The organism is Lichenicola sp. (assembly GCF_965198575.1).
Lineage (GTDB): Bacteria > Pseudomonadota > Alphaproteobacteria > Acetobacterales > Acetobacteraceae > Lichenicola.
The window spans coordinates 544,479-567,179 of sequence record NZ_OZ240671.1 but is presented as its reverse complement, the minus strand read 5'-3'; the positions used below and the strand labels follow the sequence as shown (position 1 = coordinate 567,179).

Annotated in this window: 18 protein-coding genes; 13 read left to right on the top strand and 5 right to left on the bottom strand. The window is 69.8% G+C overall.

Features of this window, described 5'->3' with window-relative positions; genetic code table 11:
• Positions 1–23 precede the first annotated feature (23 nt).
• The 5 genes from infC (at position 24) to ACOEQ2_RS02780 (ending at position 4,136) form a co-directional block, all read left to right on the top strand.
• Positions 24–545 carry a translation initiation factor IF-3 gene (infC, locus tag ACOEQ2_RS02800; RefSeq protein WP_419729868.1) on the top strand — a complete coding sequence of 174 codons (522 nt, stop codon included), beginning with the start codon at positions 24–26 and terminating at the stop codon, positions 543–545.
• 186 nt (positions 546–731) lie between these two features.
• Positions 732–1,799 (top strand): type III polyketide synthase, encoded by a 1,068-nt coding sequence (locus ACOEQ2_RS02795; RefSeq protein ID WP_419729867.1) that lies wholly within the window; start codon positions 732–734, stop codon positions 1,797–1,799.
• Positions 1,800–2,534, top strand: coding sequence for a methyltransferase domain-containing protein (locus tag ACOEQ2_RS02790; protein ID WP_419729866.1), 735 nt, complete (start codon positions 1,800–1,802; stop codon positions 2,532–2,534).
• The gene (locus ACOEQ2_RS02785) at positions 2,531–3,709 is read left to right on the top strand and encodes an NAD(P)/FAD-dependent oxidoreductase (RefSeq protein WP_419729865.1); all 1,179 of its coding nucleotides are present in this window, start codon (positions 2,531–2,533) and stop codon (positions 3,707–3,709) included. The genes ACOEQ2_RS02790 and ACOEQ2_RS02785 overlap by 4 nt, the downstream gene beginning before the upstream one ends.
• A gap of 70 nt (positions 3,710–3,779) precedes the next feature.
• On the top strand, positions 3,780–4,136 hold the full coding sequence (locus tag ACOEQ2_RS02780; protein WP_419729864.1) for a response regulator: 357 nt from the start codon (positions 3,780–3,782) through the stop codon (positions 4,134–4,136).
• 118 nt (positions 4,137–4,254) lie between these two features.
• Here the strand turns inward: ACOEQ2_RS02780 and glyS are convergent, their stop codons facing one another.
• Positions 4,255–6,333: a glycine--tRNA ligase subunit beta gene (gene glyS, locus ACOEQ2_RS02775; RefSeq protein WP_419729863.1), complete on the bottom strand. Its 2,079-nt coding sequence runs from the start codon at positions 6,331–6,333 to the stop codon at positions 4,255–4,257.
• Positions 6,334–6,337: 4 nt separating this feature from the next.
• Positions 6,338–7,240: a glycine--tRNA ligase subunit alpha gene (locus tag ACOEQ2_RS02770; RefSeq protein WP_419729862.1), complete on the bottom strand. Its 903-nt coding sequence runs from the start codon at positions 7,238–7,240 to the stop codon at positions 6,338–6,340.
• A gap of 132 nt (positions 7,241–7,372) precedes the next feature.
• Between ACOEQ2_RS02770 and ACOEQ2_RS02765 the strand changes: the two genes are divergently transcribed.
• Both ACOEQ2_RS02765 and ACOEQ2_RS02760 read left to right on the top strand, forming a co-directional pair.
• On the top strand, positions 7,373–7,795 hold the full coding sequence (locus ACOEQ2_RS02765) for a CoA-binding protein (RefSeq protein ID WP_419729861.1): 423 nt from the start codon (positions 7,373–7,375) through the stop codon (positions 7,793–7,795).
• 72 nt (positions 7,796–7,867) lie between these two features.
• Positions 7,868–8,725, top strand: coding sequence for a DUF2076 domain-containing protein (locus tag ACOEQ2_RS02760; protein ID WP_419729860.1), 858 nt, complete (start codon positions 7,868–7,870; stop codon positions 8,723–8,725).
• A gap of 23 nt (positions 8,726–8,748) precedes the next feature.
• Here ACOEQ2_RS02760 and ACOEQ2_RS02755 read toward each other — a convergent pair whose 3' ends face one another.
• Both ACOEQ2_RS02755 and ACOEQ2_RS02750 read right to left on the bottom strand, forming a co-directional pair.
• Positions 8,749–9,639, bottom strand: coding sequence for an endonuclease/exonuclease/phosphatase family protein (locus ACOEQ2_RS02755; protein ID WP_419729859.1), 891 nt, complete (start codon positions 9,637–9,639; stop codon positions 8,749–8,751).
• Positions 9,636–10,325, bottom strand: a complete 690-nt coding sequence (locus tag ACOEQ2_RS02750; protein WP_419729858.1) for a carbonic anhydrase — start codon at positions 10,323–10,325, stop codon at positions 9,636–9,638. Before ACOEQ2_RS02750 ends, ACOEQ2_RS02755 begins: the two co-directional genes overlap by 4 nt.
• Positions 10,326–10,639: 314 nt before the next feature.
• Between ACOEQ2_RS02750 and ACOEQ2_RS02745 the strand changes: the two genes are divergently transcribed.
• The 5 genes from ACOEQ2_RS02745 (at position 10,640) to ACOEQ2_RS02725 (ending at position 18,291) form a co-directional block, all read left to right on the top strand.
• A complete protein-coding gene (locus ACOEQ2_RS02745) occupies positions 10,640–13,267 on the top strand; it encodes an ATP-binding protein (protein WP_419729857.1) in 2,628 nt (875 codons plus the stop codon).
• Positions 13,260–13,907, top strand: a complete 648-nt coding sequence (locus tag ACOEQ2_RS02740) for a response regulator (protein WP_419729856.1) — start codon at positions 13,260–13,262, stop codon at positions 13,905–13,907. The genes ACOEQ2_RS02745 and ACOEQ2_RS02740 overlap by 8 nt, the downstream gene beginning before the upstream one ends.
• Positions 13,900–15,153 (top strand): sensor histidine kinase, encoded by a 1,254-nt coding sequence (locus ACOEQ2_RS02735; protein ID WP_419729855.1) that lies wholly within the window; start codon positions 13,900–13,902, stop codon positions 15,151–15,153. Before ACOEQ2_RS02740 ends, ACOEQ2_RS02735 begins: the two co-directional genes overlap by 8 nt.
• Before the next feature lie 80 nt (positions 15,154–15,233).
• Positions 15,234–16,064, top strand: coding sequence for an NUDIX hydrolase (locus ACOEQ2_RS02730; RefSeq protein ID WP_419731120.1), 831 nt, complete (start codon positions 15,234–15,236; stop codon positions 16,062–16,064).
• Between the two features lie 13 nt (positions 16,065–16,077).
• The gene (locus tag ACOEQ2_RS02725; protein ID WP_419729854.1) at positions 16,078–18,291 is read left to right on the top strand and encodes a penicillin acylase family protein; all 2,214 of its coding nucleotides are present in this window, start codon (positions 16,078–16,080) and stop codon (positions 18,289–18,291) included.
• Between the two features lie 3 nt (positions 18,292–18,294).
• On the opposite strand, the gene ACOEQ2_RS02720 is transcribed toward ACOEQ2_RS02725, so the two are convergent.
• The gene (locus ACOEQ2_RS02720) at positions 18,295–20,220 is read right to left on the bottom strand and encodes a prolyl oligopeptidase family serine peptidase (protein ID WP_419729853.1); all 1,926 of its coding nucleotides are present in this window, start codon (positions 20,218–20,220) and stop codon (positions 18,295–18,297) included.
• 299 nt (positions 20,221–20,519) lie between these two features.
• Here ACOEQ2_RS02720 and ACOEQ2_RS02715 point away from each other — a divergent pair, with 299 nt between their 5' ends.
• Complete coding sequence (locus ACOEQ2_RS02715; protein ID WP_419729852.1) at positions 20,520–22,679, top strand: S46 family peptidase; 2,160 nt, start codon at positions 20,520–20,522, stop codon at positions 22,677–22,679.
• The last annotated feature ends 22 nt before the right edge of the window (positions 22,680–22,701 follow it).

The window sequence follows — 22,701 nt, the reverse complement described above, 5'->3', positions numbered from 1 at the left end:
GCAGTCCAATAGCCAGACCCCCGATGCCCGCGCCGCCGACTCGCGAGGGCCCCCGCGTCAACGAGGAAATCCGAGTTCCGTCCGTTCGCCTGATCGACGAGGAAGGCGAAATGCAGGGCGTGATGACGACCCGTGATGCAATGGCGCGTGCCTTCTCGGTCGGTCTCGATCTGCTCGAGATCAGCCCGAATGCCGAACCGCCGGTCGTGAAGATCCTCGATTACGGCAAGTTCAAGTACGAGCAGCAGAAGAAGAAGAACGAGGCGCGCAAGAAGCAGAAGGTCATCGAGATCAAGGAGGTCAAGGTTCGTCCGAACATCGACGAGAATGACTACCAGGTCAAAATGCGCGCCATGAAGTCCTTCATCGAGGAGGGCGACAAGGTGAAGGTCACGCTCCGCTTCCGTGGCCGCGAGATGGCGCATCAGGATCTCGGCGTGAAGGTGCTCGAGCGCATCCGCGGCGACATGGACGAGCGTGCCAAGGTCGAGCAGATGCCGCGCATGGAGAACCGCCAGATGATCATGGTGCTCTCGCCGCGCTGACCGACGCTTCCCGGTCCTGACGACGATCCAGCCCGGCCGCCCACGCAGCCGGGCTTTTTCGTGTGCAGCCGCCAGGCGGTCGCGGCGATGCCGATCCTCCGGAATTGGAAATTGTTCCATCGCATGTACACTCGGGCGGGTGCGCCGGCTGTCGAGTCTGCCGTGTGACGCAGGAACGGATGGCCGATGACCGATGTGTATCTGAACCGGATCGGCACCAGCGTTCCGCCGCATGACGTGCACGACGCCTTCGTGCGGTTCGCGGCCACCCTGCTGCCCGATGAACGGATGCAGCGGCTGTTCCAGCGGATGGGTGACCGCTGCGGCATCGAGCATCGCTACTCGACCGTCGAGCCGCTCGCCGACCTCGCCGGGTTCAAGCTGGACCAGGACAATTTCTACCGCCGCGGCAAGTTCCCGAGCTCCGCCGGCCGGATGTCGCGCTACGAGCAATCCGCCCTGCCGCTGGCGCTCGAGGCGGTGGCCAGGCTCGAGATCGCGGATCGGCTGGACGAGATCAGCCACGTCATCGTCACCTCCTGCACCGGCTTCTATGCGCCCGGCCTCGACCTGCAGCTGGTCCAGGCGCTGGGCTTGCGCTCCTCGGTCGAGCGCACGGTGATCGGCTTCATGGGCTGCTACGCCGCGTTCAATGCGTTGAAGGCCGCTCGCCACATCGTCCGCTCGGAGCCGGCGTCGCGCGTGCTGCTGGTCAATCTCGAACTCTGCACGCTGCACCTGCAGGAGACCGTCGAGCTCGAGCAGATGCTGTCGTTCCTGGTGTTCGCCGATGGCTGTGCGGCGTCGCTGGTGAGCGCCGAACCGACCGGCCTGCGGCTGGACAGCTTCCACGCCGAATTCCTGCCCGAGACTGCCGAGCTGATCACCTGGCGGATCGGCGACAACGGCTTCGACATGGTGCTGTCCGGCGCGGTGCCGGGTGCGGTGGGCGCCGGGCTGACCCAGGCCGCGCCCCGGATCCTGGATCGCGGCACCACCGATGGGGTCGATCTGTGGGCGGTACATCCGGGCGGCAGGTCGGTGCTGGACGCGGTGCAGAACGCGCTGAAGCTGCCGGAGGACGCACTTGCCCATTCGCGCGCGGTGCTGCGCAGCTACGGCAACATGTCCTCGGCGACGATCCTGTTCGTGCTCGCCCGGATGATGCGGGCCGGGCAGTCCGGGGCCGCCGGCGTGGCGATGAGCTTCGGCCCCGGGCTGGTGGCCGAGACGATGCGCTTTCGGGTCGCCTGAATGCCCGGGTCGGGTAGATTCTCCCGGCGGGTGCTGCTGCCCGAGCTGATGGATGATCCGAGCTGCGGTCCCGACGAGTTCCGGCGCTGCCTGGTCGATCTGGCGACGGTCAACCGGCTGACCCAGGCGACCCGTCCGACGCTGGCGTTCCTGCGCCGGGCGGTCCGGCGGCTGCCTGCGGGCGAGACCTTGCGGATCCTCGATGTCGGTGGCGGCTACGGCGATGCGCTGCGTGAGATCGACCGCTGGGCCGCTCGCCGGGGGATCGCGCTCGACATGACCAGCGTCGATCTGTCGCCCTGGGCGCGCATCGCCGGCGAGGCTGAACCCGCCACCCGCCAGCCGATCCGCTGGGTGACCGCCGACATCTTCGACTATCGCCCGGAGCAGCCGCCGCATGTGGTGCTGTCGTCGCTGTTCACCCACCACCTGGACGATGCCGGGGTGGTGCGCTTCCTGGCCTGGATGGACGGCCATGCGACGCTCGGCTGGTTCGTGAGCGACCTGCAGCGGCACTGGCTGCCCTATCACGGCTTCCGGCTTTGGTCGCGTGCGGCCGGCTGGCACCGCTTCGTGCAGCATGACGGGCCGGTCTCGTTCGGCCGTGCCTTCACCCGCGCGGACTGGCGGCGGCTGCTGGCTGAGGCAGGCCTGCCCGACCAGGCCGCACGCGTTGCATGGTGGATGCCGTTCCGCCTCTGCGTCACCCGCTGGAAAGGCGCTGCCGCGTCATGACGGTCGACGTCGCGATCATCGGCGGCGGCCTGGCCGGAGCCTCGCTGGCGGCGCAGACCGCGGCGCAGGGCAGGCGGGTGGTGCTGATCGAGCGTGAGGCCGGGCCGCACGACAAGGTGTGCGGTGAGTTCCTGTCGCACGAGGCGCAGCAATACCTGCAGGCACTCGGGATCGATCCGCTGGCCCTGGGGGGCTCACCGATCGATCGGGTTCGGCTGGCGGCCGGTGGCGGGGTTGCCGAGATCATGCTGCCGTTCAAGGGCGTCGGCCTGACCCGCCGCACCCTGGACGAGGTCCTGTTGGCGCGTGCGGCCGATGCCGGCGCCACGGTGCTGCGTGGCCGGGCGGCGAGCACCCTGACCGCCAGGCCGGGCGGCCAGCGCATCCAGCTCCAGGGCGGCGAGGTGATCGATGCCGGGCAGGCGGTACTGGCGACCGGCAAGCACGAGATGCGCGGCTGGAAGCGTGGCCGCGGCCGGCAGAACGACCTGGTCGGCTTCAAGCAGCACTTCCGTTTGGCGCCCGGCGAGGCCGATGCGCTCGAGGGTGCCGTCGAGCTGATGCTGTTCCGCGGTGGCTATGCCGGGCTGCAACTGGTCGAGGGACGCCAGGCCACCTTGTGCCTGCTGGTCCGCTGCAGCGTGCTGGCCCGGCTGGCCCAACCTGCCAGCCAGCCTGGCGCCCAGTGGCCGGCGGTGCTGGCGGCGGCGGCGCGCGGCTCGGCGCTGTTCCGCCGGCGCCTGCAGGACGCGGCACCGGTGCAGCCGCGTCCGCTCAGCATTGCCGGGATCCCGTATGGCTATGTCGCGCCGGACGTCGATCCGGGTGCGGAGGAGGGCGGCGTGTGGCGGCTCGGCGACCAGTCTGCGGTGATCCCCTCCTTCACCGGTGACGGCATGTCGATCGCATTGCACAGCGCAGCGCTGGCGGCCGGACTGCTGCAGGCGGGCGGTGGGCCGGAGATGCTGCAGGCGGCGATGCGCCGTGACGTCGGCCGCCAGGTCGCCGGCGCCTCGGTGTTGTCGCTGACCGCCGTTCACCGCCTGCTGCAACGCCCGTTCGTCAGCCTGGCGCGGTCGCTGCCGATGCTGGCCGCCGCGATCGCCGCCGGCACGCGGATCCCGGACCATAAGGTGCAGCGTGCCCTCCGATCGGCGCCGCAAACGATTTGTTAGGAGTTCAGGCTGCATGGTCCGACACTGCCTCGATGTACGGGGTGGAGTGGAGCCTCCGAGGATGCAGGGGATGCGGCTGTTGCTGGTCGATGACGATCCCGACGTGCGGATGTTGCTGTGTGCGACGCTGCGCGCCGCCGGCTGCGTGGTCACCGAGGCGGCGAGCGCCCCGGATGCACTTGCGGCACTCGCCGGCGGCCTGGTCGCGGATGCGATCATCACCGATTTCGCGATGAGTGGCATCGATGGGCTGGAGCTGGTCGACCGGGTCCGCCAGCACCAGCCCGGGATGCCGGCGATCATCATCACCGGTCTCGCCGAGGAGCCCCGCCTGCAGTCGCTGCCGCCGGACATCCGTCTGCTCGCCAAGCCGTTCCGGCGCGCCGCCCTTCTCGCCGAACTGGCAGCTTTGCAGGGGGCTTCATGACCGCGGCGGCGTTCGTCCAGAGCATCACCCGAGCGATCTTGCTTATCGATCGGCCAAGGCTGCTCGGCAAAACAACGAACCAGGGTTTTCTTCCGATCCCTCTGGATCGGAAAAAGCTCTAGAGGGCCGTGAAGTCGGCGATGCGGGTCAGCGTGTCGCGGGTCCGGGCGAGCAGCCGGAGGCGGTTCCGGCGCACCGCCGGCTCGTCGGCATTCACCGTGACCTTGTCGAAGAACAGGTCGAGCGGCACGCGCAGGCTGGCCATCGCCGTCATGGCGTCGACGTAGTCTTCCGCGGCGAGCGCCGTCTCGATCGCCGGCAACGCCCGGTTCAGCGCCGCATCCAGGTCCCGCTCCTCGGCCAGTGTCATCAGGCCGGGATCGGGCTCGCCGCCATGAGGGCCATCCTTGCGGTCCTCGATACGCAGGATGTTGGCGGCGCGCTTGGCAGCGGCCAGCAGGTTGTGGCCATCGTCGGTGTCGAGCAGGGCCGTCACCGCGTCGGTGCGCGCGAGCAGCCGGGTCAGGTCGGGATCGTGGCCGGTCGCCGACACCGCAGCCAGCACGTCGTGGCGGGCACCCTCGGCACGCAGCTGCACGCGCAGCCGTTCGGCGATGAAGCCCGGCAACAGCGCCAGCTCCCCCGACGTCGCCAGCTCCTGCGGGTAGAGGCCGGCGGCCGCGTGGAACAGCGCGTCGAGATCGAGCCGCAGCCGGTGCTCGCGGATGATGCGGATCACGCCCAGGGCCGCGCGGCGCAGCGCGTACGGGTCGCCGGAGCCGCCGGGCTTCTCGCCGATCGCGAAGAAGCCGGCCAGCGTGTCGATCTTGTCGGCCAGCGCCACCGCCACGGAGACGGGCCCGGCCGGCGGCGCGTCGCCCGGACCGCGCGGCTGGTAGTGCGTGCCGATCGCCGTGGCAGCGGCCTCGGGCTCGCCGTCGTGGCGGGCGTAGTAGGCACCCATGACCCCCTGCAGCTCCGGAAACTCGCCGACCATGCCGGTGGTGAGGTCGGCCTTGGCGAGCAGCCCGGCGCGCGCAGCCGCCACCGGATCGGCGCCGATCGCGGTCGCGACGTGGGCGGCCAGCACCTGCAACCGCAAGGCCCGGGCGCCCTGGGTGCCGAGCTTCGCGTGGAACGTCACGCCGTCGAGGGCGGCCACGCGATCGGCCAGCTTCGTGGCCCGGTCAAGGTCCCAGAAATGCCGGGCATCGGCGAAGCGGGCCGCAAGCACGCGCTCGTTGCCGGCGACGATGATGGCGCCGCCATCCCGGGGGATCGTGTTGGCGATGAAGCCGAAGCGTGCGGCCGCATGGCCGTCGCTGGTGCGGAGTGCGAAGTAGCGCTGGTTCACCCGCATCGAGACCTGCATCACCTCCGGCGGCAGGTCCATGAAGCGCTCGCCGATGCTGCCGATCAGCGGCACCGGCCACTCGACCAGCCCGGCCACCTCGTCGAGCAGCCCGGCATCGGCCACCACGGTCAGGCCCTCCTGCGCTGCAAGCGCCGCCAGTCCGGACTCCACCAGGCGGCGACGCTCCTGCGCGTCCGCCACCACATGGCGCGCGGCGAGAGCGCCCTGCCAGTCCGCCACGCCCTCGACCGCAACCGGCCCGGGTGACAGGAAGCGGTGCCCCTCGGTCAGGTTCGAGCTCGCCAGGCCGTGGCCGTCATCCTCGCCCTCGGCCAGATCGAAGGGCACCACGACGCCGTCGAGCAGGCAGACGATGCGGGTCAGCGGGCGCACCCAGGTGAAGCTGCTGCCGGCGCCCCAGCGCATCGATTTCGGCCACGGGAACCGGCGCAGCAGACCGGGCAGCGCGGTGGCGACCAGGCCTGCGGCGGCAAGTGCCGGCGCCTGCTTCGCCAGCACCCAGAAGCCGTTCTCCAGGGTGAGTGAGGCGCGATCGGCCTGGTGCTTGCGCAGGAACCCGTCGAGCGCCTGCGCGGGCGCGCTCTCCCGCGGGCCCCGCTCGGTGGTGGTGCTGGCGGCAACCGATCCGGCGACCTCAAGCGCCAGCGCGATCCGGCGCGGACCGGAGAACAGGCGCGGTTCGGCGGGCGAGAGCGGTGCCAGCGCCTCGGTCACCAGGCGGGACAGGTCCTCGGCCGCGCGGGCCTGCATCCGTGCCGGGATTTCCTCGGAGAGCAGCTCGAGGAACAGTTCGCAGGTCGGGGTTTCGGTGGGGTTCGCCATGATCCTAGACCTCGCCCCGCAGCCATTCCTCGGCGCAGGCGCGGGCCAGGTTGCGCACCCTGCCGATATAGGATGCGCGCTCCGCCACCGAGATCACGCCGCGCGCATCCAGCAGGTTGAACAGGTGGCTCGCCTTCAGGCACTGGTCGTAGGCCGGCTGGGCAACCCCATGCCGGACCAGGGAGGCGCTCTCCCGTTCGGCGTCGGCGAAGTGGCGCAGCAGCATGTCGGTATCGGCGAGCTCGAAATTATGCCGCGAGTAGTCGCGCTCGGCGCGCAGGAACACGTCTCCGTAGGAGAGCCCGCACCCGTTGAAATCGAGGTCGTACACGCTGTCGACGCCCTGCACGTACATCGCCAGCCGCTCCAGCCCGTAGGTCAGCTCGGTCGAGGGCAGCACCGTCGGGATGCCTCCGACCTGCTGGAAATAGGTGAACTGGGTCACCTCCATGCCGTCGCACCAGACCTCCCAGCCGAGCCCCCAGGCGCCGATGGTCGGGTTCTCCCAATCGTCCTCGACGAAGCGGATGTCGTGCTCGAGCGGGTCGATGCCGATGGCGCGGTAGCTGTCGAGCAGCAGGGCCTGGCTGTCGGCAGGGGTCGGCTTCAGCAGCACCTGGTACTGGTAGTAGTGCTGCAGCCGGTTGGGGTTCTCACCGTACCGTCCGTCGGACGGCCGGCGGCAGGGCTGCACATAGGCGGCGCGCCACGGCCGGGGACCGAGGGCGCGCAGGCTGGTGGCCGGATGCAGCGTGCCGGCGCCGATTTCGGTATCGTAGGGCTGCAGGATCGCGCAGCCCTGGTCGGACCAGAACCGGTGCAGCCGCAGGATCAGTTCCTGGAACGAGGGTGCTGCGGCGTTGCGACGCACCGGATCGGCGGAAGTGGGCGCCAGCGCCGTGGACATGCCGGTCGTCTCCAGAAGCTGGACGGAAAGAAAGCCTCCGGCCATCGACCGGTGAGCGGAGGGGCGGCACCATACGGTTGGCCTCTCCATGCGACAAGGAAGCGGCCGGCCCGGACGCCGCAAGGATGCAGGATGATCGACGGTCTCGACGATGCGAAGGTGGCGGAAATCCTCGGCGCGACCCGGCGGGTGGCGCTGGTGGGAGCCTCGGACAAGCCGCGCCGGCCGTCCAACGGGGTGATGCGCTTCCTGCTCGATCACGGCTACGACGTGGTGCCGGTCAATCCGGTGCTGGCCGGGCAGCAGATCCATGGCCGCACCGTGGTGGCGACGCTGGAGGAGGCAGCACCCCTGGAGATGGTCGACATCTTCCGTGTGACCGAGCAGGTGCCGCCGGTGGTGGACGAGGCGATCCGGCTCGGCGCGCGTTGCGTCTGGATGCAGCTGGGCATCGCCGAGCCGGTCTCGGCGGAGCGCGCACGGGCGGCGGGGCTGGATGTGGTCATGGATCGCTGCCCGGCGATCGAATGGCCGCGGCTCGGGCTGCGCCGATGAGAGGCGCCCCTCCTTGACCAAGAGCCCGGGCACGCCGACTTTCCAGCCAACCATCAACCGGATGAACCAGCCATGACCAACGAAGAACGCGAACTCATCGAGCGCTTCATCGCCCGCGTCGGCGGCAGTCCCCAGGCCTCAGCCTTCGGCAGCGTGCCGGCGACGACGCAGCAATCGTCGAACCTGCCGCCGCTCGACCCCGAGGCCGACCGCACCATCCACGACAATTTCCAGCGTTTCCCCGAGGCGCCCTACCGCATCACCCAGATGGCAGTTGTGCAGGAAGCGGCGCTGGCCGAGACCCAGAACCGCATCAAGCAGCTCGAGTGGGAGCTGCAGCAGGCGCAGGCACAGCTGCAGACCGCCCAGCAGCCGCAGCAGCGCAGCGGCGGCTTCTTCGGAGGCCTGTTCGGCGGTGGCCAGCAGAACCAGAACCAGGCGCCGCCGCCGCGCTGGGGCGGCCAGCAGGGTCAGCAGGGCTATGCGGGCCAGCAGGGCTACCAGGGCCAGCCGGGCTACCAGGGCCAGCAGCCGGGGCAGGGCTATCCGGGCGGTCCGCCGCAGCCGAGCTATCCGCCGGGCTACCAGCCGGGCATGTTCCAGCGTCAGGGTTCGGGCTTCCTCGGCTCGGCGCTGACCACCGCGGCCGGTGTCGCCGGCGGCATGGTTGCCGGCAACGTGCTGATGGACATGTTCACCGGCCACGGTCTCGGCGGTGGCCTGGGTGGTGGTGGCCTGGGCGGCGGCATGGGCGGCGAGACCATCGTGAACAATTACGGCGACGCTGCCGGAGGCGCGCCCGGCGGTGATGCGTTCGGCAACGCCGGCGGCGATGTCGATCCGAACTTCGATGCCGGCGGAGGCGATGCCGATTTCGGCGGTGGCGGCGGCGGCGATGGCGGCAGCTGGGGCGGCGACGACGGCTTCTGACGCAACACCCGCCGGCTGGATTTTCAGCCGGCGGGGATCCTGAACCGCACCGACACCGGACAGTGGTCCGAGATCCGCTCCTTCATGGCCGGATCGGTCTCGCGATAGACCAGCACGCGCAGGCTGTCAGGCTCCATCCATGACTGCGCCGGCCCGCCCGCGAGCACCTGATCGATGAAATCCTCGCCGCCCCAGCACGGGCTGGCATGGCCTGCGGTTGCCGAGGCGAGAGGCTCGTCCCGGCGCAACCCGGCCAGGAACACGTCGTCCGCTTTCAGGCGCCGGTTGAAATCCCCCAGCACCAGGAACGCCACCCCCTCCGACCGGCGCGCCGCGATCCAGTCCTGCAGCACCGGAAGCTGCTCGGCCAGCGCGGCACAGGCGTGGCGTTTCGGATCCGGCAGCACGCCTTCCCAGCAGCCGCTCTTCAGGTGCACCGCCAGTACCCGGAGCGTCGTCGCGCCGAATGTCAGGGTGGCATCGAGCCCGCTGCGCAGGTGGAACTGGCCGGGCAGGGCCACGTCGAGGGCCTGCAGGTCGGGGTTCTGCGTCACGCCCACGCCTTGCCTGACTGCCAGCGCCACCCGCTGCACCACATGGTCGCCGGTGAACAGCACCCGGTAGCGGTCCGGCGGGAAGATGCGGGCGACCAGCGCCGGGTCATCGACCTCCTCGAGCGCCACCACCGACGCATCCAGCTGGAGCGCGTAGCCTGCGAGCGTGGCGACATCGACATCACGTTTCGGCAGCGCATCCTCCGGCAGCGACGGATCGCCGGCCGGCCGGCTGGTGAGCCACTCCATGTTCCAGGTGGCGATCTTGACGTCGTCCGGGCCTGCCGCCTGGACCGCCATCGGCCAGGCAAGGCCGAGACCGACCAGCAGTCGCGCGATCGCCGCCCGGGCTCGCGTCACGGGATGTCGCGATCCCGCAGCGTATCCAGCACCGCATCCACCGTCTGCACCGACCGGGTCTGGCTGTCGAACACGCCGATGCGGCCGGTGGCGATGTCGTACAGCCAGCCCTGCAGCAGCAGGCGGCCCTCGGCGATGCGTGCGGCGACCGACGGATGGGTGCGCAGGTGGTCGAGCTGCAGCAGCACGTTCTGCTCCGACAACGCTGCGACCGCCTGCGCGCCCCGCGCCTCCGGATGGATCGCGGCCGTCACCGCTCGCGCGGTCTCGGCATTGCGCAGCCAGCTGGCGACCGTCGGCATGCCGTCCAGCCCATGCGCCTCGGGATCCAGCAGCGCCTTCATCGCACCGCAATCCGAGTGGCCGCAGACGATGATGTGCCTAACGTCCAGCGCCAGCACCGCATACTCGATCGCCGCCGACACGCCGCCCAGCATCTCGCCGTAAGCCGGCACGATGTTGCCGATGTTGCGCAACACGAACATCGCGCCCGGCTGCTGCTGGGTGATCATCTCGGGACTGACCCGGCTATCGGCACAGGTGATGAACAGGGTGTGCGGCGATTGTCCGCTCGCCAGGTCGGAGAACAGGTCCTGCTTTTCCGGGAACACCCGGATGTTGAAGTCCTGCACGCCGCGCAGCAGGTCGATGATGGAACGGGTGTCATGCGGCGAGACATTGGACATGGATGCTTCCTCGGCGTGCGTCCTCGGCACGTTGTATCGGCGCGTTTCTTGCGGGCGGCGGACTGTTCCGGTGCCGGCCCGGCGCGTAAGCTGTCGTGACCAGCCCGTCCTTCCCCAAGCCGGATATCGCGCCGCATCATGCTCAAAGATCCTGTCGCCCGGGAAGCCCGCGCTTGAAGCCGAATTCCCGGGACACCACGGACGCGGCGGAGGCAGGTGCTGATCGCGCCGGTGACTTCGGAAACGGTGACTTCGAGACCCCGGACGTCGTGAGCCGAGACGTCGCGACCCGGCACGTCGAGAGCGGAGGCTTCGTGAGCCAGGACGTCGCGAGCCAGGACGTCGTGGGCCCGGACGTCGCGAGCCCGGACGTCGAGACCCGGCCCGTCGAGACCCGGGACGTCGATGACGGGCGCGTCGCCGACGAGACGCCGTGCGACCGCGAGCCGGTGCATCTGCCCGGCACCGTCCAGCCGCACGGCATGCTGTTCGTGTTGCAGCCGGGCGCCGATGCGGTCGACCGCCTGGTGGCCGCGAGCAGCAACGCGTTCGACGGTCCCGCCGACCCCGCCGACGCCCGGCCTGTCCCGGTGTCCCGGCTCGACGATCTGCTGGCTGCCGACGCGCTGGTCCGGCTCGAACGCGTGCTGGATGAGCTCCATGCCGAGGATGGCGTGGTCCTGGAGCAGCTCGCGACGCGCGACGGGCGCCATTGGACCGGGCTGATCCACAAGGGCGCGTCTCAGGTCCTGCTGGAACTCGAGCCCGAGCAGGTGCCGGATCCGTCCGCCACCCGCCGCATCCTGCTCAGCCTGAACCAGGCGATCGAGGCCCTCCGGCATGCGCCGGATGCCGCGTCGGTCTGCGGGATCGCCGCGCGGCACCTGCGCGAGATCACCGGCTTCGACCGCGTCATGGCCTATCGCTTCATGCCCGACTGGAGCGGCGAGGTGCTGGCGGAGGCAGCGGGGCCGGGGGTCGGCTCCTATCTCGGACTGGTGTTCCCGGCCTCCGACATTCCGGCGGCGGCGAGGGCGCTCTATGCCAGCAACCGGCTGCGGCTGATCCCGGACGCCCGCGCCCGGCAGGTGCCGCTGCAGGCGATCGGCGACGGTCCGGCCGCCGGAACGATCGATCTCGCCCGGGCGGTGCTGCGCGGCGTGGCGCCGGTGCATCTGGAATATCTCGGCAACATGAATGTCCACGCCTCGATGTCGGTGGCGATCTCGATCGGGGCCGAGCCGACCTCCACGCCCGCCGGGATCGGCCGTGCGGAGCCGTCCGCCATGGCCGGCCGACTCTGGGGCCTGCTGGCATGCCATCACCAGCATGGTCCGTTGGCCGTCGACCACATGCAGCGACAGGCGGCCGAGACCATCGCGCAGGCGTTGTCCTGGCGGCTGGGCGAGCTTGCCGAGGCGGAGGCCGGCCGACGCGTGGCGGCCGTTCAACTGGCGCAGCCGGAGATCCTTGCCGTGCTGGGGCTGCCGGACGCGACGACCGACCGGGTCCCCGCGTCCGGCGGGACGGCAGGCAGCACGGCCGAGATCGATCACGGCACCATGCACGGCGCGGCTGCCACGGCACTGCTCGATGCCTGCGGGGCAAGCGGGCTGGCCGTATTGGGCTCGCGCGACGGCGACCTGCTGCATGATTGCCTCCGCGTCGGCGCGGTGCCGCCCGCGGAGGCGCTGCGGCGTCTGGTCGTGTGGCTCGACGATGCCCGCGGAACCCAGTCCCTGGTCACCGACCGGCTGGAGAGCCTGCTACCGGCCGACCTCGTGCAGGCGCTGGGCCCCGACCATCCCTGCGGCCTGATGGCAAATCCCCTCGCCGAAGCGTCCGGCCGTGACGTGGTTCCCGGTCATGCCGCAGGCCAGGCTCCGAGCGGCGGCTGGGTGCTGTGGTTCAGGCCGGAGCTGCGCCGCCAGGTAAGCTGGGCCGGCTACAAGTCGCTGACCCCGGACGCGTCGGGCCGGCTGCATCCGCGGGCGTCGTTCGCCGCCTGGCGCGAGGAGGTGGCCGGACGGTCGGCGGTCTGGAGCGAGGATTGCGTGGCGGCGGCCCGGCAATTCCGCGATGCGGTGGTCGCCAGCCTGCTGCGGCGGGGCGCCCTGGTGGCGCAGGAGGCGGCGCTGCTTCGCCGTCGCAACGAGGCCATCAGCTTCTTCGCCGATGCGGCGACGCACGACCTGCGCGAGCCGCTCTGGCAGGTGCAGGTGCTGAGCGGGCTGATCCGCGACGGGCTGCAGGAGCTGTTCGGCAGCGCCGTGGACCCGACCGCACCAGCCGATCCGATCCGGCAGGGGATTGCCAGGGAGGCCGCGGATCTCGAGCTCGAGACGATGGCCGGCCTGGTGGTGACGTCGGCCGGGCGGATGCGCACGATGATCGACGACCTCGCCCGCTTCGCCGTCGCCGGCCGGGACCTCGACCGGCTCGCCACGGTGCCGCTGCGGCGGCTGGTCGAGGAGGCGCTGGAGGATGTGGGTGCCGCGCTGCGCGAGGTGCCGGACGCCGTGCTGTCGCTTGACGGGCTCGGCGAGGAGTGCGTGGCGTGCGACCCGACCCAGTTCCGCCGGGTGTTCCAGAACCTGATCTCGAACTCTATCAAGTATCGCGATGCCGCGCGGCCGTTGCGTGTCGAGGTGACGGCACGCCGCAGCGGGCGGATGGTGCAGGTCGATTTCGACGATAACGGGATCGGTTTCGAGCCCGCCGACTGCGAGGCCATCTTCGAGCCGTTCCGCCGGCTCGGCCGGTCCGCGCTCAATACGGAGGAGGGCCTGGGGCTCGGACTGGCGATCTGCCAGCGCATCGTCGAGGCGCATGGCGGCACGATCGACGCGACGCCGCTGGTTCCGGGTGCACGATTCAGCTTCGTCCTGCATGATCGGGATAGTCCGTCACTGGCACACCCGGAGGAGCATGCCGATGCATGAGACCAGCGGCGACGCCGGGGCGACGCAGCCCGGCCCGACCATCCTGATCGCCGAGAACGAGAGCGACCACCGGTTCGTGCTGAAGCGCGTGTTCCGCACCGTCGGGCTCGACGTGCGGTTGCGCTTCGTCAATGACGGCGAGGAGATGCTCGACTACCTGGAACGCAGCGGCGCCTATGCCGACCCGGAGGCGTCGCCCTGGCCCGACATCGTGCTGATCGACCTGCACATGCCGCGTCGCGACGGCATCAGCACACTGCAGGAGATCCGCAGCCGCAAGACGCTGCGCTCGGTTCCGGCGATCATCTTCTCCTCGTCGGATCAGCCGCATCATATCGACCGGGCCTACGCGTCCGGCGCCAACGCCTACCTGGTGAAGGTCGGCGATTTCGAGCAGCTGGTGACGCATCTGCAGGGCATGGTGGCATTCTGGCTGCACGCCGCCCGGTTGCCGCGTCCGCCGGGCCGGCACGCCCTGGGTGGTGCCGCCAAGTCGGAGGCTGCCGCTCCGCTGCCGGAGGCTGCCGCTGCCCTGCCGGGGGCTGCCGCTGCCCTGCCGGGGGCTGCCGATGCCCGGCCGGAGGCTGCCGATGCCCGGCCGGAGGCTGCCGATGCCAGGCCGGAGGCTGCCGATGAGTGAGCGGGCCGACGAGCAGCCGCCGCTGCGGTTGCTGATGATCGACGACAGCGTCGAGGCGTTCGCGACGCTGCGGGCGATGCTCGCGCCGCGCCGCACCGGGCGACGCTCGTACGTGCTCGCGCACACCAACGACACCGCTGCCGGGCTCCTGGCGATGACCGCCGGCACGCACGACGCCTACATGGTGGATTACCGGCTACGCTCGGAAAGCGGGCTGGAGCTGGTCCGGGCCGCGCGTGCCGCCGGCGTCACCCGGCCGATCATCATGCTGACCGCATCCGGCATGGTGGACCAGGAGGCGGTCGAGGCCGGCGCCAACGACTTCCTGGTGAAGGGCGCCTTCGACCTGGCGACGCTGGAGCGCACGATCCGCTATGCCATCGGCAATGCCGACAGCGTGCGCCGGCTGGCCGAGCTGAATGCCCGGCTCGAGGCGCTGGTGGAGGAGCGTACCCGGCAATATGCCGAGGCCAACGAGCGCCTGATCGACCAGATTGCCGCCCGCGAGATGGCCGAGAACGCGCTCATGCGGGCGGAGCGGCTGCAGGCGCTCGGTCGCATGACCGGCAGCGTCGCGCATGATTTCAACAACATCCTGACCGCGCTGTTCGGGAGCCTGGAGACGCTGAAGCGTCGCCTCGGCGACGGTATCGACGCGCGGATCGCGGGACCGCTGAACACCGCGACCGAGGCGGCGAGGGTCGGCGAGCGGATGGTCGAGGGGCTGCTCGCCTTCGCCCGCCGGCAGCCGGTGGCGCCACGCCTGCTGCAGGTGAACGGGGTGATCCGCGAGACCGAGCCGCTGCTGCGGCTGACCGTCGGCAGTGAGGTCCGGCTGGCCTTCGATCTCGCCGAGGGTCTGGCCCACGTGCTGGTCGATCGCGAACAGCTCGAGCGGGCGCTGCTCAACCTGGCCTCGAATGCGCGCGATGCGATGGCCGGCCAGCGCGACGCGCAGCTCAGCATCGGCACGCATCCGGACGGCCCGGAACGGATCGTCCTGCGGGTTTGCGACAATGGGCCGGGGATGACCCAGGAAACGCTCGACCACGCCTTCGAGCCGTTCTTCAGCACCAAGGAGCCAGGTGCCGGCACCGGGCTCGGCCTGGCACAGGTGTACGGCTTTGCGGTGCAGTCGGGCGGGATCGCCGCGATCGACAGCCAGCCGGGCGAGGGGGTGTGCGTCAGGCTGGTGGTTCCGGCGGCCGCGGGCGCGGAGCCGGGAGCCATGACCGGGGCGCCGTGAGCCCGGGTTCGGGCAACACCGACGCCGAGATCGGCTTCCAGGCCGATCTGATCGCCGTTCTGGTGGCGATCAAGGACCGCATGCCGAACGTGCTGACGCTGGACGACACCGACGCGTTGCCCTCCGGTCCGCTCGAGCCCGAGCACCGCTCGCTGCAATCGGGGATGCGGTCATGGGTCGAGCGTACTGCCCGGCACCCTTTGAATCACGTCGAGCAGCTCTACACCTTTGCCGATCGCGACCGGGCCGAGGGCACCATGCGGTCGATCTCGATCAGCTATCTGGCGCTGACCCGGCTGATCCCGGACGAGACCGGATGGTCGAGCTGGTATCGCTATTTCCCGTGGGAGGACCAGCGCGACGAGGCCGGCCGGCGGTCCACCGCCCATCTGGTCGAGCTGCTGTCCGCCTGGTGCCTGCAGGCGCCCACGAGAGTGCGATCGCAGGAGCGGCAGCAGCGGCTGCGGATCAATTTCGGCCTGGATCGCTGGGACGAGGAGCTCGTGCTGCAGCGCTACGAGCTGCTCTACGAGGCAGGCCAGGTGGCGGAGGCGGGCGGTGTTCCGGCGGCCGGCACCGGACATCCGATGCCGCGCGACCACAGGCGGATCCTGGCGACCGGAATTGCCAGGCTGCGGGCAAAGATCAAGTACCGGCCGGTGTTCTTCGAGTTGATGCCGGACAGTTTCACGCTGCTGCAGCTGCAGCTGACGGTGGAGGCGCTTGCCGGCGTGCGCCTGCACAAGCAGAATTTCCGCCGGCTGATCGAGCAGCAGGACCTGGTCGAGGAAACCGGCGCGATCACCACCAGCGGCCCCGGCCGGCCTGCGAAGATATTCCGCTTCCGCCGCGAGGTTCTCGCAGCCCGGCAGGTGGCGGGCTCGAAGCTGCCGCTGATGCGGGCCATCTGAATCCGGGAGACCAATGCCTGTGCAGACGATCGGATCTTTGCCGGCCCTGGCTCTTGCCCTCAGCTGGGGCCTGGTCCTGGCGACGCCTGCCCTGGCCGCCGACAAGCTGGCAAATGTGGCAGCGCACGTCACTATCGTTCGCGACGATTGGGGGATTGCCCACATTCATGGCCACACCGACGCGGATGCGGTGTTCGGGATGGCCTACGCGCAGGCCGAGGATGATTTCAATCGCATCGAGATGAACTCCCTGACGTCGCTTGGGCGGATGGCCGAGGCGGAGGGCAGTGGCGCGTTGGCGCAGGATCTGCGGGCGAGGCTTTATGTCGATCCGGCTGATCTAAATGCGCGTTACAGGCAGTCGCCCGCCTGGCTGCAGGCGCTGATGACCGGATGGGCCGGCGGGCTGAACTGGTATCTGGCAACGCACCCTGCGGTCCATCCCAGGGTGATCGCGCATTTCGAGCCCTGGATGGCACTGGCCTTTACCGAAGGCAGCATTGGCGGCGACATCGAGGATATCCCCCTGCCGGAGCTGGCCCGCTTCTACGATGTGCCGAAACTCGCGGTGCTGACACCGCCTGCGTCAGGTGCTGCCGGCGATCCCACCGGGTCGAACGGCATTGCCGTGGCGCCGTCGAACACCCGCGACCATCACGCGCTGCTGCTGATCAATCCGCACACCTCGTTCTATTTCCGCTCCGAGCTGCAGATGACCAGCGACGAGGGGCTGAACGCGTATGGCGCCGTTACCTGGGGCCAGTTCTTCATCTACCAGGGCTTCAACGATCGTGTCGGCTGGATGCACACCTCCAGCCATTCCGACGCCGTCGACCAGTTTCTCGAAACCGTCATGCGCAAGGACGGCCGCCCGTTCACACGATACGGGGATGAATTGCGGCCGGTGACGGCGTCGACCGTGACGCTGTCGTATCGCAATTCGACGGGTGGCCAGGCCCGGAAAAGCTTCGTCGTCTATCGCACGACGCACGGACCGGTCGTCGGACAGGCGGCGGATGGGCGCTGGATCGCCGAGGCGATGATGTTCGAGCCGGTCGCGGCACTCGAGCAGTCCTATGAACTGACGCGCGCGCGCAATTTCAGCGCCTACATGAAGGTGATGCAGCTCAAGGCGAATACCTCCAACAACACGGTCTATGCCGATGCAGACGGCAACATCGCCTATCTGCATCCGCAATTCATCCCGCGCCGCGATGACCGGTTCGACTACACGCGTCCGGTCGATGGCGCCGATCCGCGTACCGACTGGCACGGCCTGCATGCGCTCGACGAGGCGCCGCACCTGCTCGATCCCGCCACCGGCTGGATCCAGAACACCAATGACGGCCCGTACACCGCCGCCGGGCCGGCGAGCCCGAACGCCCGGGATTTCCCGCGCTACATGGACACCTACGGCGAGAACGTGCGCGGCCTGCATGCGGTGGCGCTGCTGCAAGGCCGCACCGACTTCACCCTGCAATCGCTGATGGCTGCGGCGTACGATCCCGGCCAGCCCGGCTTCGACATCCTGATCCCCCACTTGCTCGACGCGTACGACCATGCGGCCGCCTCGGACCCGCTGCGGGCGCGGCTGGCCGAGCAGATCGCGATGCTGCGCGCGTGGAACCGGCGCTGGTCGGCGGACTCCGTGCCGACCTCGCTCGCGGTCACCTGGGGCGAGGCGCTCTGGCGTGCGGCCGGGGAGCCCGGGCACGACAACAGCGTGGCCGACTACGATCATGTGCTGGCCGCCACCACACCCGCGCAGCGTCTGCAGGCGCTGGCCACGGCGACCGATCGGCTGACGCAGGATTTCGGCACGTGGCGGATGCCATGGGGCCAGATCAACCGGTTCCAACGGCTCTCCGACGATCTGCTGCCGCGTTTCTCCGACAGCCAGCCGAGCCTGCCGGTCGGCTTCACCTCGGCGCAGTGGGGCTCGCTCGCCTCGATCACCGGACCGCAGCCGGACGGGGTGAAACGACGCTACGGCAACAGCGGCAACAGCTTCGTGGCGGTGGTGGAATTCGGGCCGCGGGTGCGTGCGGTCGCGGTCACCGCCGGTGGCGAAAGCGGTGATTCGCACTCGCCGCATTTCGACGACCAGGCGCTGCGCTACAGCACCGGTGCACTCCGCCCGGTGTATTTCTACCCGGACGATCTCGCCGGCCATACCGCGCGCCGCTATCACCCGGGCAGCGGCGACCTGCCTCTGCCCGGCAGGTGACGCCTACCGCGGCTTGCCGAACCAGGTGCCGAACCAGGCGATGGTGCGGCGATTGAGGTCGTCGCGATCCGCCTGCTTGTTCAGCCCGTGGCCTTCGCCCGGATACACCACCATGTCGGTCGGCACGCCCAGCGCCTGCATCGCGGTGTAGTATTCCTGGCTCTGCGGCATCGGACATTCGACGTCGCGCTCACCCACCGCAATCAGCACCGGCGTGTTGACGCCGCGCATGTGCATGATCGGCGACGCCTTCAGATAGGGCGCCGCATTATCGTAAACCGAGCCACCGAAATTCACCTGGTCGGAGCCGGCCTGCGGGGCCTCGCCCTCGATCGACAGCCAGTCCGATACGCCCGCATCCGACACGCCGGCGCGGAAGCGGTGGGTCTGCGTCACCGCCCACATCGTCATGTAGCCGCCGTACGAACCGCCGGTGATGCCGAGCCGCGCGTCGTCGATCGGCGCCGCGTGCTCGGCTGCATCGACGCCCGTCAGCACGTCGCGCCAGTCGCCACCGCCGAGATCCTGGATGCTGGCGCTGGCGAACGCCTCGCCCTGGCCGTAGCTGCCGCGATAGTTCGGCTCCAGCACGTCCCAGCCCTGCGCCAGCATCGCCGCGACCGTGCCGCGGGGCTGCGGGAACCTCGGGGATGCCGCCGCTTCCGGACCGCCATGCACCAGCACGATCATCGGCCGGCGGGTGTCGGGCGCGCCATTGTTCGGCTGCAGCAGCCAGCCCTGCACGGTCTGGCCGTCATTCGTCCAGGTGAGCGAGCGCGCGGTGAGGGGCGCCGTCGTGCCGTCATTGACGCGGGTGATCGGACGCCATTGTCCGATCGGGCCGGCGACGATTTCCGGCGGGCTGGTGAAGCTCTGCGATACCGCCGCAACGCCATGCGGACCGCAGGACAGCGACATGCTCTCACCATCGGCGCTCAGCGACTGCGAGCCGGACCAGAGCGCGCGGCCGGCCTGGTCCAGCCTGGTCACCGCGACCTGATCCGCCGACAGCGTCACCCCGGTCAGCCCGGGGCCGCAATGCCAGTCGATCGACGTGACGGTGCTGTGCGATTGCGGCGTGAGATCCACCGGTGTCGCGGAACGGCCCAGCTTCAGCAGATACGCGTCGCCGCCGGTGGAGCCGAAATCGCTCATCCAGCCGCCGATGAAGGCGACGCTGGCACCGTCCGGCGAGACCACCGGCGAGGCCATCTGCTCGCGCGGGCTCGGCGTGAACAGCACGCGGGACGCGCCGTCATTGTCGAAGCCGTACAGCCGGGCGACCCACCAGTTCGCGTCGCCGTCGCCGTGTGCCGCGGTGCCGACGAAGCCGCCATCCGGCCGCCAGTCGAACTCGTACACATACAGGTCCGCCGGCGAGATGAAGCGGAGGCGGTCGCCTTCCACCACGGCGATGCGCTGCTCGTCGATCTCGTTGCCGGCATCGCCCTGGATCACCGCCGCCGCCTGGGTCCGGCCGACGCGCTTGTGCGGGCTCGCCGTCGCCAGCACCGCGAGCCGGTCGCCGGGGCCGTAGCGCAGGCCGTCGAGCGGCCCGTCGAACGACACCAGGCGCTGCGGCGTGCCGCCGGTCGCGGGCACGGTGTCGATCTCGCCCGCCAGGCCCTGGTTGTGCTGGATCACGAAGGCGAGGCGGCTGCCATCGGCGTTCCAGACCGGCGATCCGACCTTGCAGTCCGCCGACGGCGCGCATGGCAACGCCACCGTCGCGGCGCCCCCCGCCATGTCGTGGATCACCAGGGTGGCGGGTGGCTCGCCGTCGACCGGCACGTCGTCGTTCTCGATCGCGGCGACGTGCTGCCCGTCCGGCGAGATCACCACGGTGTGGAACAGATGCAGCGGCGCCGCGGTGGCGGCGAAGGGGACCGCCAGGGCGGTGGCGAAGAGGAGGTGGGCGGTCAGGCGCATGGGGATCCCGGGGCGGTTCACGGCCGGGTAATCCGGCGGAACTGCATACGGTGCGAACCGCCGCCGGTCGAGGGGTGCCGGCCGGGCGCCAGCGGGTTGTCGGTGCCGTCGATCCCATGCACGATGAGGCCAGCGTTGGGGGCCGTCCATGCGACGGCGAGCCGATCTGGCCCCGTCGTATCGGGAGCCGCGTCGAGCGGCAGAAGGTTCGCCCGAGCCCGCAGGCCGGTGGAATCCCGGCCACCCCTGCTTCTCGCCACCGCCCCGCCTCTGCGCCAACGCCAGGACCCAAACCGCCCATGACAGATCGTTCACGCCGCGTGCGGCATCCCGGCGCCGGCCGGTTGCGGCAGCTTCGCGCAAGCACCGCCATCGTGCTGGCCGCCAGCGTCCTGGCCCCCATCGTCCTGGCTCCCGGTTTTCTGGCAACCGCGGCACGCGCCGACGAGGGCATGTGGACGATGGACAACCTGCCGGTGAAGCAGCTGCAGCAGCGCTACGGCTTCACCCCGTCGGCGGAGTGGATCACCCGCGTCACCCAGGCCTCGGCGCGGCTGACGCTCGGCTGTTCGGCGTCGTTCGTGTCTGCGGACGGCCTGGTCATGACCAACCACCATTGCGCCAACGAGTGCCTGGCCGAGCTGTCGCCGAAGGGCCAGAACTGGTTCCAGGACGGCTACAAGGCGGGCGCCCAGACCACCGAGCCGAAATGCCCGGCGATGGAGCTGGACCGGCTCGACACCATCAGCGACGTCACCGCGACCATGGCCAAGGCGCTCGCCGGCCAGCAGGGTGCGGCGTACAGCAGCGCGCAGAAGGCGGCGGAGGCGAATATCCAGAAGGGCTGCGTCGCCGGCGATCCGACCGACTGGCGCTGCGATGTCGTGACGCTCTATCACGGCGGCCGCACGGCGCTGTATCGCTACAAGCGCTACCAGGATGTTCGCCTGGTGATGGCGCCGGACCAGAACGCAGCCTTCTTCGGCGGCGATCCGGACAATTTCAATTTCCCGCGCTACGACCTCGACATGACGTTCCTGCGCGCGTACGAGAACGGCCACCCGGCGAAGGTGACCTATTTCCCGTTCGACCCGACTGGCCCGAAAGACGGTGAGCTGGTCTTCACCTCCGGCAACCCGGGCTCGACCTCGCGCGAGGAGCCGGTGGCGCAATTGCAGCTGACCCGCGACCTCGAGCTGCCGATCGTGTACGGCTATCTCTCGACGCTCGATGGCCTGCTCTGGGAGTATGGCCGCCAGGGTGCAGCGCAAACCCAGGATGCGCAGGACCTGCTGTTCGGTGTCGAGAACAGCCTGAAGGTGTATACCGGCTGGCTGCAGACGCTGGCCGATCCGGCGATGATGGCCGCCAAGCTGAAGAGCGAGGACGACCTCAAGGCCTGGATCGATGCGGATCCGACCCGGAAGGCGGCCTATGGCGATCCCTGGACGACGCTCGAGGGGTCGATCGTCAAGGAACGCGCGCAGTATGTGCGTTACGCGATGCTCGAGGGCTCACGGCAGCCGTTCGGCTTCATGGGCGACCTGTTCGGGTATGCGAAAACCCTGGTGCGCGCGGCGGCCGAGCGCGCCAAGCCGGACGCGCAACGACTTTCCGCCTATCACGACGCCAACCTGCCGGCACTCCAGGCGTCGCTGCAATCGACCGCCCCGGTGCATGCCGATCTCGACGAGACGCTGATGGCGTTCTCGCTGACCAGGCTGCGTCAGGCACTGGGTGCCGACGATGCGACCGTGCGACTGGCGCTGGGCAAGGACAGCCCGGACGAGCGTGCGAAAGCGCTCGTGTCAGGCACCAGGCTTGCCGATCCGGCGGCGCGCATGGCGCTGTGGAACGGTGGCCAGGCGGCGATCGATGCGTCGACCGATCCGATGATCGTGCTCGCCCGCAGCATCGAGCCGACCGCGCGTGCGCTGCGTGACGAGTGGGACAACAACATCGAGTCCGTGCAGCGCCAGACCAGCGAGGCGATCGCCAAGGCGCGGTTTGCGCGTGACGGCGCCAACACCTATCCGGATGCGACCTTCACGCAGCGTCTTTCGTTCGGTGTGGTCAAGGGCTGGGACGAGAACGGCAAGCAGGTTCCCGCCTTCACCACCTTTGCCGGCCTGTATGACCGTGCGACCGGCAGCGATCCGTTCAAGCTGGCGCAGGCCTGGATCGACGCCAAGCCGCATCTCGACCTCTCCACGAAGTTCGATTTCGCCTCCACCAACGACATCATCGGCGGCAATTCCGGCAGCCCGGTGATCGACTCTCGTGGACATGCGGTCGGGCTGATCTTCGACGGCAACATCCATTCGCTGGGCGGCGACTTTGTCTATGACGGCCGCCAGAACCGCGCAGTCGCGGTGGATAGTGCCGCGATCCTGGCGGCGCTGCGGGTCGTGTACAAGGACGACGCGCTGGCCGACGAACTGGTGCGCGGCCACCTGTAGCACGCATACCCCCGCGCCGATG